Raw genomic sequence first — 11,425 nt, 5'->3', positions numbered from 1 at the left:
CGTAACCGTATTATAAAGGAGATTTTATCTGAGCGTTCGCTGGGGCGCCAACCATTTTTACAAGTTATTATTGACCTGACAACTTTGGAGAAATTCGGAAAATTTAAGGCGCTTGAAAACTTAATCAGTGTATACCACGGAAAACGAGGCTTACATTTGGTTGTAGTGTATCTGGTTGTTGGTCGCTGGCGAATACCTTGGAATTTCCGCGTTTGGAGAGGATGCATGCGCCACTTCCCCGGCAAGGCTGGGATTAAAAATGGTTAAATCTTTACCAAAAAAATTAACCAAGCATTTTAAGGAGGTAATGGTTCTAGTAGATACAGGCTTCGGCAGTATCCAATTTATACACGGTGTTAGAGAGAAAAAATTTCACATAATTGCTGGTATTGCTTGTACCCGTAAGTTACTTGATGGTCGCAGTGTTGCCCAATTACACAAACGAGGACAGCAGCTTTATCTTCAGGGTTTAAAATTTCCTGTTTATATATCCTGGTATTATTTTAAACGTCATGATGGCAAATATGAGAAACGATTTGTTATTTCCACAAAAGCTCTCAAAGCTAGCACTATTTCTTGGTGGGGTAAACGAAGATGGCTTTCTAGTTGGTTGGTTTAAAACTGCAAAACATCGTTTTGGATTACATCGCTTTGGACAAGGAACCCTCCTAGGCGTTTATCGCTGGTTAGTGTTGTCCCTGATATCTTATGTTTTGGCACATTGGGCTTATTTATCGACATCGGGCGCCAACGGCGACTTACCTGACTGGGGTGAAGCCGCAGAAATTGCATTCCAAACTATATTCCCTCATTTAGCAGTGTTACTTCTTTTACAAGATATTGAACGCTTGAGAGAACTGGCACTGAGTCAAGGAATTAACATTGAAATTTCCAGGTGCAAGATATGAGCCTCTGACTGGCGCCGTAAACGCTCCAGTAAAATATCGGACTAGCACATTTTTTTGAAACCCTTCCTATATATAGAATTTTGAAATGTGCAAGTTAGGAGCGTCCAACTGGCGGCTTCGCACCCCGTTACTTATGTAGAGAAACTTTTATAATATAATTACCCTGGCAGTTAAAGCCGAATTATCATTAGTGTTCTTAAGCCTGCGCGCGTAGCGTGGTTCTGGGTATCAATGGTTACTATATTGGTGAAGTAGCAATGCTACTATCCCGGTCAGAAGAATGTTTTAAATTAGACCAACCGTTCGCCAGGGTATCTATTAGTATTTGGTTTAGAGTTGAAATTGACTCTAGCCTGTTTTGTCATGCCACCAAATTTGAAATTGGCGCAAATTTTCACGATTTTTGGCGTTTCTAGCTTCTACTGGTGGTGGAAAAAGTTTCTCAGAAGTTAACCGAAAAGTATTGCACTATAGCTTATACCTGGTTCATTTGGGGAGAAAAGAGGGAAAAAAAGCCCCTAAAGTTTGGGGGGTTGAGGGGATAAATTTAAATTTTATGCATTAATTTCAGATGCTATTCCCAAAGCAATACGGATGGTAGTAATTCTGGATACGCGAGTCTTAGCAACTGATAACCAATACCTGCGGCACCTTGAAAGAATGCAGGGTTAAAAATGTCATTGTTGAGGTCGGGAAATAAATAATAATTTCCAATTTTTTTGGCTCTTACTACAACAAATGCTGCCTGTTTTTGAGCGATATCAAAAAGTTCGGGAGATGATAGCTTACACGCACCAACTAGTAGTGCTTCTATTCTGCCAAAGTTACCGCAGCAAAGATGGTCTAGCTTTGGAAAACCGAACTTTTTAGTAGTATCAATAGCAACTGCAATTTCTTGACGAATTTCTGGGTCGTCAAGTACAGATAGACAACCCAAGCGTCCTAAAGCAATGCCAGGGGCGCCGTGACACCAACTAGTCATAAAATTATCGTCTTGCAAGTCAACTTCGGTGTCTGCCCAATTTCCAGTTTTGGGAGAAAATAAACTACGTTCGTAAGATATTGCTTCCAAAGCTGCTTCTTTGAAAGATGTTTGTTGCGTTACTTTGAACAATTGTAACAAAGCATAGGCAATACCAGCGGCGCCATGCGAATATCCACTTTCTAATAGCGACTCTGAGTTAGTCCAAACTCTTAATCCCAAATCGCTTTGAGTTCTGTTATTTAGCAAATGATGACCGCAGCTAACCGCTTGCTCCAAAATTACTGGGTCTGGTTTGGCGTTGTACAAGCTTAGTAACCCTAGTATCGCTCCAGCGGCGCCATTTACTAAATCAAACTGATCATCACTTTCTATTATTTCCTTGGTTATTAAAGTCGCGGCAATACTCGCAAGCTCTAAAAGTTTAGGTTCATTTAGCAATTCACTAATTTTGACTAGTGTATAAATAATAGAGCCATGACCGTTACCTGCACCTATATAACTTTGGCTAAATATTGGATAATCATTTGAGTTTTCTGGAAATAGCAAAGATTCTGTCAGTTCATGTAAAGCGCCTATTGCTAAGTCTTTAAATTCTGTATCGTTAGTGATTTTTGCTACTGCTGCTAAAAATAAAGCTATACCACAAAAACCGTCATATAAACTTTCGCCAATAGGTTGAAGTTGGTATCGTTGAGCGTCAAGATTATAATCCATACCAATCCAAGTGACACTACCGTTGGCAGCATGAATAGCTCGTTGCTGAATATATGTGGCTATTTTTAGCGCTTCTTGCACTAACTCAACTTGTGTTAACTCATATTTTGCATCTGGGTTGAAAGCAGTTTTAGAACCAGTAGATGCTACATTATTTCTACCCTGAGTAATGCGTAATTGAAAAGAACTGCGAATAATTGAGACTTGTAATGCTAAATCTTCATTATTCATCTGCTGGAGACGAGAAATCATTCGGTCATAACCAGATTCTTTGAAATATCCAGTGACTTTGAAATTATTAAGCATTAAAGCATCACTGTTAGAGTCAGTGACAAAGTATGGAATATCCATCTGTTCCATAGCTTCTAGCTCAAAAGCCAAAAGTGACCAAGCAGGAGGTTTTTCGTCAACTACCAGCATTGCTCGACTTAATACATCAAGTTTAATGCTGTAATCTATACCATGCTGTAAAGATTTCGGTTGTTGCGCTTTTTCTAAGACATCAGCGTAAAGTTGAGTATTGCGAAACAAAAACCGTATTTTCTGATTAGCTAAAGGCAATAATGGACTATCTGAAGCTAAAAGTGCTTGGCTTTGAGAAGATAGCAATTGATACATCGTCTCAAAGCCATCTATAATTTCGTTGACATAGTGGTTTGGAGAAACTACAGCACCATTCAGGAGAACTGTATTCGCTTGAACTGACATCGTGCCAGTTTCATATTCCATTACCATGTCATCAGTATTTATGTTTTTCCATTTGTGCTTGCTTTGAGAAACTTCCTGCTCCTCAACTCCCCCTAAACCACTATCATCGATTGCATTACCTTTTGAATCAAACTCCCATCTTGGCAGTAGTCCTGTTCTAATCACAGAACTTGACTTCAATTCTTGCTTCTTCAAGTGTAGAAGGGGCAGCGAGCAAGTACAAACTTGAAACAGCAATATTCAAATGTGTAAAATTTACGCTTTTGAAACGAAGACCTTCAATTGTTGATTTAGGCTGGGGAACTGGGGCGCCTTGGGCTATTGGCTATATTTTGTTTGCAATTCTTTTGTTCTATGTTGATTGGCAAGAAAGATGATAAAATTAGATTTGCTTGTAATGGGATAGTTATTTTTTGGATACGCCAACCGTTCTTTTTCGTAATTTCAAGGAAGCAGCATAAGTAATACCAACTCCTAAAAGCGCTATAGTCGGCGCCGATTCAGGAACACGCTCACTCTTCACCGTTACATTCGGGTCAGCCGCATCACCAGTAAAATATACGTAATTAAAAGCGTCTTTATTGTTGAGAATACTCGCACGTAGGAACAAACCACTCCAGCGCGCGATAGTTTCTATTGCTACATCGTTTGGTAAGGTAGCTTGTATTGGGTCAGGAATTGCTCCAGGCGGGTTACTTGTATTAGTGATGCTGAAATGATTGGCGCCTGCAATATTGATTAAAGCTTTTGGCGGGTCTTGAATATTATCGTATGTTCGAGCAGCTCGTCCTGGGAGCGCGCGTCCATCCAAGTCACCTTGTAATAAAGCAATTGGAATTCCATCATTATTAATCTTGAAAAAAACATCATTCTGGTCGCGGAGATTAGCGCCGAAGAAGGCTCCTGCTTTGATTTGTTCTGGTCTCGTGAACGAACCCGGACAAAGTGCCGGCGCCACACATAAATTGCCAATGGCAGATAATCCAACGGCGCCACCTTGCGAGTGACCTAATAAACCGACTTTCTGGGTATCTACTATTCCAGCAATAGGAGAACTTGGATTATTATTCTCTGCTGCGATTTTTTGTAAAGCTGTATCGATTTGGTCAGTTCGGGGTGCCAGTGCTTCTCCCAATCCAGGAATAAACAGCTTACTATTCGGCGCCACTACTACAAATCCATAGCCTGCAACTTGTTTTGCATAGCTAGAATAATTTGATTTATCCACTAATGCGCCCTGAAGCAACAATACAACAGGTAATTTATCGGCGCCTGCTTTTAAATTAGATGGATTAGGAAAATAAATATCGGCTAAATTGTTATCGCCTGCAATAGTCGTAGTATATTTACCAATATCTGTATATATTGGCGCCGGCTTGAATGTTCCAGCTTTTGCTACCTCACTAATACCAGTGACAGATATTAATGCACCAGTACTAACAATTAATAAACGTTTGATATTGAACACTGATTTATATACTTCCTTTTTTAAAATTGTTTACTAAAAATCCAATACAACAGATTACAGCAGATACTTTTTATATATCATACCGCTATAAAACAAATTTAAATAGTTTATTTCTTAAATTAATATCATATTTTTTCCTACTTAAAATTGAAATTATCTTCCGGTCAGTTTGCAAAGGATACAACAGATGTAACAGATAAATTATTAGTTATAAACTGAAAAATCTATAATATAGGCGCCGTATACTGCGATAATCATATTGTTGGTAAAATTATTGAATTCGATGATTCCATCAAACACTCTTGGTATATGAGCAAGCCCATGTGTTATTTTAGTAGAATTTTATTTACTTACGGCTTCCGCGCGCACGATTTAATTTGAGAAATATGAGTCACGTAACCATAATAAAATTGTTGTAGAAACACGAGGAACATCGCATCTCTACTGAGATAGGTATTCAACCGGACATAATATATTTACTTTTTGCGATGAAGTTTAACCGTCCAGTTACCCCCTCCATTTTTCTTAACAGCCTTATGGAATTTGTCTTTGTGTCCTCGCCATACACTGTGGGTTTGGACGCCATTTAGACGGTTTCCTCGATTAATTTTGGGATTTTGTGGAAAGACTCCACTTCTAATGTGCCCTTTTCCTCCATTACTTTTAGCAAGCAAATGACCAGCATCGTTAGTCTTGAAGCGTTTATTGATAAAATTTGTGCGACCATTACTATGTCCCGCTTTCCAGCTTGCGCTAACACGGTGAGGACGGGATGTTCCTTGGTTGTTTACATGAGTGCGAGTTGTTTTTGTCGTTCCAGTCCCTTTTCCTAAATGTGATTTGTTGACTTGGAATGAGTGAACCTTTGCGCTTCTCAAATTATGTACACTCTCCTATTGTTGATTTTGCTTTTGCATTTGATATTCTTTAGGAGGGTTTAAGAAAATTCGCTCTCCTTGTTTGACTCCTTCCAGAATTTGGGTTTGATTTTTAATTTGTGAACCGACGACAACGGGACGAAACTGAGGTTGATTTTTATTATCAGGTACTAATACCCCTGTATTTCCTCTTTCTGTCACAATAGCTACAGTCGGTATCATTAAAGCATTTGGTACATCGTCGCCTAAGAACGTCAAATCAACGTTTAACCCTGAGCGCAATTTATCTTCACCTGTCTCAATTTGCACTCGTATTTGGAATAAAGTCACACCTTCTTCTTTGACTGCTTCAGGTGCAATTAAGCGAACACGTCCTTGAAATACTTGGTCTGGGTAAGCATCACTAGTAATTTCTACTTGTTGCCCAGCTCTGATTCTACCAATATCGGCTTCTGGTAGACTGCCTAAAACTTCTAAACCTTGTACTAAAGCAACTATTGAACTTGATGTGGCAGAAGCACTTACTGATGCGGAAGTTGTCGGCGCCACATAAGCTCCAACGTTGGCATATTTTTGTGCGACAATACCAGCAAACGGCGCCCGAATAATTGAATCTTCTAAATTAACTAATTCTGCTTGGAGTCGCGCTTGTGCTTCTGCGACTGCTGCAATACGTTGAGCAATTTCTTCAGGACGTGAACCACTTTGAGCTAATTGTAATGCCGCGCGCACTTCTGCAACTGCCGCAATTCGTTGGGCAATATCTTCCGAACGGCTACCGCTTTGTGATAACGATAAACGTTTTTGAGCTTCGCGTAAAGAAGCTTTTGCAGCATTACCATCACTTACAGCTTGGTCTAATAACTGCCGTCTTTCGGCACCTTGACCAACAAGATATTGATAGCGTCGCACTTGTTGAGCAGTATAATTGGCTCTTGAAGAGGCTGCGTCAACTTGTGCTTGAGCTTGGGCTATTTCTTGCGGACGGTTTCCCGCACGCGCTTCTGCTAACTGTGCTTCTTGTAAAGCTAACTTAGCTCGCGCTTGAGCTATTTCTTGTGGACGACTACCTGCTTTAGCTTGGTCAAGTTGTGCTTTTGCTTGTGCAAGGTTTGCCCGCACTTGTTGAATACGCGCTTGAATATCAGCACTATTCATTTTCGCTATTATTTGCCCAAGTTGTACTTTATCACCTTGTTCAACAAGTAGTTGTGCAAGAATACCACCATTTTTAGGACTAACATTCACACTTTGAACAGGTGTAACTCTACCACTAGCAGTAATTCGTAAAGTGACATTTTTCGCCTCAACTGGAACTGTAAGCTGCGAAATATCTTCGTTTCGCCCACGTTGAATAATAAATGTACTAGTAGCAAAAGTCGCAGCCACAAAAGCACCAGTTGTCGTCAAACCTAATACCCAACGGGATGGAGACTTTATTTTTTTACCAAAAAAGGGTAAGCGCATCTAATTTTGTATTTATGGTGATCATTCCAATATTTTGACCTCTAATTTTTAGATTTTTCCATACTAAGTAGGTCTTGCTGAAAAAGTCGTTTAGACGCAATCCAGAAGTTACAGAGCTTAAAAATAGTTGCTTTCAGAGCGAGCTTTTCAGATTTAGCCATAAATTTCCCATCAAATTACAAAGTTTTTAAGCCTCCAGATGTTATTATTTTGCACTTGTTTACCAACTTAATTAATAAGATTTATTTTTTATATAAGTAAATTATTTTTACCAAGCTGCACTAGTTCAATCATCAATACAATCTCGTAACTCATCTTCAATTAGTCGCAAACGTGGATACTGATAAGCTGTAACTGTTACTAACATAATAAAAGCTCCTAGCAAAATAAAAATGAGTCCAATGCCACGTCCTTTACCAACACCAATAAGCAATCCTATAGTATTAGCTAAAGCTCCTGACGGGGTAAGCAATGGCTCAAATATATAGTCAGCTATCGGACCAGAAACAATATAAGCAAGCGGCAAAAACGACCAAGTTAGCATTTCTTTGACAGCGAAAACACGTCCTTGTACATCAGAGGGAACTTTGGTCTGCCATATAGTAGTATTAGAACTCATAACTATAGGAATGCAGCAAAAACTAACAAAACCTGCAGCAGTAATAAGTATGACATTAGGTGCTATTCCCACCAGCAAAGTACATAGACCTATCAAGATTTTACAGGTGATAATAATAGGTATACGTCGTTGAAAACCACCGCGTAAGCTTATCAAAATTCCACCTAACAACCAACCACTACCCGCAATCGATAAAACAATACCTAAAACTTGAGTGTTGGTAAAGCTCAACATCATTGGTGTTATTAAAACTTGAGTCATACCAATAGAAAAGTTAGTAATAGCCAAAAATAACACCAACAAGACAAATCCAGGTCGTGCTAATATATAAGTAAATCCAAAAGTAATATCATGTAACAAGTTTGTATTTTTTGCATTTTTTAGATTATTTTTTTCAAGTTTTGGAAATCGGGTAATTATCAGGGTCAACTGAGCAAAAATAAAAGTTACAAAGTCAAATAAAATAACACCTTGAATTTGGATTGATGCCATTAGCATAGCTGCTAGCAAGGGTGAAAACAAAGGTCCTGCTGCCTTACTAAGTTCAATCATGCCATTAGCACGACCAAAATGTTTTTTGGGTACAAGCTGGGGAATAGCAGCAGCGTATGCTGGTAGCTGAAAACCGTAGCAAACAGAGTCAATCGTGATTTGTAGATAAATATGCCAGATATTTAGCCACCCTTGGGACATTAGCAAAGCAATTATTAAAGTGTTAAGACCTGCAACACTATCGCTAACAATCATTACTATGCGTCTATCACATCGGTCTGCTAAAACTCCTGCTAAAGGCGCAATCAAAATGGCAGGAAGTAGGGCAAATAAATAAATAAAAGAAAGCTGGGTAACTGACTGAGTTCTTTGGTACACCCATATGCCAAGAGCAAAGCTAGTCAAACCAGAGCCAATAAGGGATATAAATTGTCCAAACCAGATTAAAATGAAGTTTTGCATGAAAAAATACTATTATTTTGGTGATTTCTCAAATAGTTGAATCAAATCAATAATTCACTGCGTTGACAAATGATTGGTTTTATTCTTAATACATACAGGGCTTTATTTGAAGCTAACTTTCAAGTAAGCGACCTGCAGGTAACTATTTTGCAAGGTTCAATTTTATTGAATTTAACTATTTTAGGAATTTGTAGGAGGTTGTTTTTTTTCAATGCATTTTTGTAATTTTTGAGCTAATACCTTTACGTTAGATTCAGCCATCATTGATATATGATTACCAGGAACAGTATAAATTTCTACTGGTGCATTAGAAAACTGATTCCAGCCCCATGCTTCATCTTGCAAAACGCTGTAAAAACTCCTTTCTGAAGAATCTACCTCAGATACCTCAGATACCTCAGACGCACGGAATAAAGTAATTGAGGTTGGATAAGTATTCTGTGGTACGTAATAAATTTGACATTGAGTCTGGAAAACTTGCAGGAGACCACGAACTATCTTAATATCTGTCTGAGGAGGTAAAACGCCAACTACTTCTAAATGCTGCTTCACATAGTTTAACTGTTCTTCTGGTGAGAGGAAGGCTAAAACCTCCTCAGATAACTGTAAATTTTTTTCATAAAGCATTCCAATCACTTCAGTAATTTTGCACAAGCATTTGGTACTATCCCAATCAGAGTAACTATACTTACGATTAAGGTTAGCAAATGGTGCAAACGTATCTAAAATAGCAACTATGGCAACCTCATGTCCAAGACGAAGTAGCTGTTGAGCCATTTCAAAAGCGACTTGACCACCAAAGGAATGACCTCCTAAAAAGTAAGGACCGACTGGTTGGACTGTCTGAATTGCTTTAATGTATTGGGAAGCAATGTCCTCGATACTCTCAAGCGGCTTAGTTTCGCCATCAAGCCCCTGTGCTTGTAGACCATAGAAGGGTTGTTCTGTTCCCAAACACCGTGCTAAGTGATAGAAATAGAGAACATTACCTCCTGCTCCTGCTACACAGAAAAAGGGTAATAATGAACCATTAGGTTGAATAGGCACTAAGGGAGACCAAATTTTTTTATACGAAGGCGAACCGAGAATAATCGCAAGTTGTTCAATGGTTGAACCTTGAAATAAAGTGGCTAGTGGTAAATTCTGCTGGAAATTTTTTTGAATTTGAGCCATTAAACGAACAGCTAGTAAAGAATGTCCACCAATCTCAAAGAAGTTGTCTGTTATTCCCACTGGGAAAACATTAAGAACTTCTGACCATATTTTCGTCAATTGCTGTTCTATTGCTGTACGGGGTGCTATGTATTCACCTTCTCGCTGTCGTTCTGCATCAGGTGCTGGTAGTGCTTTGCGGTCTACTTTGCCGTTGGGTGTCAACGGCAAGATACCTAACAGTACAAACGCACTTGGCAGCATGTATTCTGGTAGTCTCTTTTGAATTAGTTCGCGTAGCTGTTTACTGGTAAGTGAATTTTCTTTGGCAACAATGTAGGCGACTAATTCTTTGTTACCAGGAACATCTTCTCTTGCAATGACTACAGCTTGTTGTACTTGAGGATGGGTCTGTAGGACTGATTCGATTTCTCCAAGTTCGATACGGAAACCCCGTATCTTGACTTGATTATCAATGCGACCGAGGTATTCAATATTGCCATCGCTTAAGTAGCGGGCTAAATCTCCAGTTTTATAAAGACGTTTTGATTTAGAATTATCGAAAGGGTTGGGGATAAATTTATCGGCAGTTAGTTCAGGTTGGTTGAGGTAGCCTCTAGCTAAACCATCACCTCCGATGTAGATTTCTCCCGGAACACCGACAGGTACAAGCTGCAACCTAGAGTCTAGCACATAAACCTGCGTGTTGGCTATAGGGCAACCTATGGGAATGGTTGTAGCCCCTTGTGGAACATCTTGTATCAAATACCAAGTGGTAAATGTTGTGCTTTCAGTAGGCCCATAAACATGAAGCAACTTTTTAGGTGAGCCATTCTTCAGCACTTTTTTGACCGACTTCGGATCGACAGCCTCTCCTCCAAATAAGAGGTGTTGCACTGAATCAAAAGCTGACGGAACAACACTTGCTAGCAAATTGAACAAGGCAGTTGTCAAGAATAATACCGTAATCCCTTGTTCGCTCAGTTGAACTGCAAAGTCTAGAGGTGAAAGAGCTACATCCTTAGTAATTACAACAAGCTTCGCGCCGTTGAGCAAGGCTCCCCAAATCTCAAATGTGGCAGCATCGAACGAACTGTTAGAGATTTGTGCAACGACATCTTTTGGTTTTAAGTTTATATAGTTTGTATTGATTACCAAGCGGTTTACTGCTTTATGAGTAACAGCAACTCCCTTGGGCTTTCCTGTTGATCCTGATGTATAAATCACATAGGCAAGGTTATCAAGCATTACCCTACTAACAAGTTTCTCCTGACTGTGTTGGGTAATTTTTTCCCAGTCAAAATCCAAGCAGACGATTTGCTTCGAGTATTGGGAGAACTTCTCGGCAAGAGTTGCCTTCTTGGTTAGTAATACTGAGACAGAGGCATCTTCTAGCATCAAAGCCAAGCGTTCTTGGGGATAGTCGGGGTCAAGGGGTACATAGGCGCCACCTGCTTTGAGTACCCCCAACAGTCCCACTACCATTTCGATAGAACGTTCCACACAAATACCTACTAATACTTCTGGTTCAACCCCTAATGTTTGAAGGTGGTGTGCCAATTGATTGGCTCT

At 39.4% G+C, this 11,425-nt stretch carries 9 protein-coding genes and 1 pseudogene; 4 read left to right on the top strand and 6 right to left on the bottom strand.

The genetic code is table 11. The annotated features are described in order from the left end of the window. From DSM106972_RS55655 to DSM106972_RS55645, 3 genes and pseudogenes are all read left to right on the top strand, one after another. Nucleotides 1–267, top strand: a pseudogene (locus tag DSM106972_RS55655) (IS701 family transposase); the annotation flags it as partial. Next, nucleotides 260–619 (top strand): hypothetical protein, encoded by a 360-nt coding sequence (locus DSM106972_RS55650; protein WP_127079178.1) that lies wholly within the window; start codon nt 260–262, stop codon nt 617–619. The pseudogene DSM106972_RS55655 and the gene DSM106972_RS55650, both read left to right, overlap by 8 nt. Continuing rightward, nucleotides 525–908 (top strand): hypothetical protein, encoded by a 384-nt coding sequence (locus DSM106972_RS55645; protein WP_127079176.1) that lies wholly within the window; start codon nt 525–527, stop codon nt 906–908. The genes DSM106972_RS55650 and DSM106972_RS55645 overlap by 95 nt, the downstream gene beginning before the upstream one ends. A gap of 574 nt (nt 909–1,482) precedes the next feature. Here the strand turns inward: DSM106972_RS55645 and lanM are convergent. Then, nucleotides 1,483–3,495: a type 2 lanthipeptide synthetase LanM gene (gene lanM / locus DSM106972_RS04185; RefSeq protein WP_233787596.1), complete on the bottom strand. Its 2,013-nt coding sequence runs from the start codon at nt 3,493–3,495 to the stop codon at nt 1,483–1,485. On the opposite strand from lanM, the gene DSM106972_RS52440 reads away from it, so the two are divergent. Then, nucleotides 3,486–3,692 carry a hypothetical protein gene (locus DSM106972_RS52440; RefSeq protein ID WP_127079172.1) on the top strand — a complete coding sequence of 69 codons (207 nt, stop codon included), beginning with the start codon at nt 3,486–3,488 and terminating at the stop codon, nt 3,690–3,692. The genes lanM and DSM106972_RS52440 overlap by 10 nt on opposite strands. A gap of 29 nt (nt 3,693–3,721) precedes the next feature. Here the strand turns inward: DSM106972_RS52440 and DSM106972_RS04175 are convergent, their stop codons facing one another. The 5 genes from DSM106972_RS04175 to DSM106972_RS04155 all read right to left on the bottom strand — a co-directional run. Beyond that, on the bottom strand, nt 3,722–4,783 hold the full coding sequence (locus DSM106972_RS04175) for an alpha/beta hydrolase family protein (RefSeq protein ID WP_127079170.1): 1,062 nt from the start codon (nt 4,781–4,783) through the stop codon (nt 3,722–3,724). A 476-nt stretch (nt 4,784–5,259) separates the two neighbouring features. Beyond that, the gene (locus tag DSM106972_RS04170; protein WP_127079168.1) at nt 5,260–5,661 is read right to left on the bottom strand and encodes a hypothetical protein; all 402 of its coding nucleotides are present in this window, start codon (nt 5,659–5,661) and stop codon (nt 5,260–5,262) included. A 15-nt stretch (nt 5,662–5,676) separates the two neighbouring features. Continuing rightward, nucleotides 5,677–7,128, bottom strand: a complete 1,452-nt coding sequence (locus DSM106972_RS04165) for an efflux RND transporter periplasmic adaptor subunit (RefSeq protein ID WP_127079166.1) — start codon at nt 7,126–7,128, stop codon at nt 5,677–5,679. Nucleotides 7,129–7,414: 286 nt separating this feature from the next. After that, nucleotides 7,415–8,701 (bottom strand): MFS transporter, encoded by a 1,287-nt coding sequence (locus DSM106972_RS04160; RefSeq protein WP_127079164.1) that lies wholly within the window; start codon nt 8,699–8,701, stop codon nt 7,415–7,417. A gap of 180 nt (nt 8,702–8,881) precedes the next feature. Continuing rightward, the coding region (locus DSM106972_RS04155) for an amino acid adenylation domain-containing protein (protein WP_127079162.1) at nt 8,882–11,425 on the bottom strand (2,544 nt) is incomplete at its 5' end.

It is taken from the genome of Dulcicalothrix desertica PCC 7102 (assembly GCF_003991905.1).
Lineage (GTDB): Bacteria > Cyanobacteriota > Cyanobacteriia > Cyanobacteriales > Nostocaceae > Dulcicalothrix > Dulcicalothrix desertica.
This window is presented reverse-complemented; position numbering and strand designations above follow the sequence as displayed.

Coding starts and splice junctions, on each gene's coding strand:
- DSM106972_RS55650 (WP_127079178.1), top strand. CDS start 260: ATGGTTAAATCTTTACCAAAAAAATTAACCAAGCATTTTAAGGAGGTA.
- DSM106972_RS55645 (WP_127079176.1), top strand. CDS start 525: ATGAGAAACGATTTGTTATTTCCACAAAAGCTCTCAAAGCTAGCACTA.
- DSM106972_RS04165 (WP_127079166.1), bottom strand. CDS start 7,128: ATGCGCTTACCCTTTTTTGGTAAAAAAATAAAGTCTCCATCCCGTTGG.
- DSM106972_RS04160 (WP_127079164.1), bottom strand. CDS start 8,701: ATGCAAAACTTCATTTTAATCTGGTTTGGACAATTTATATCCCTTATT.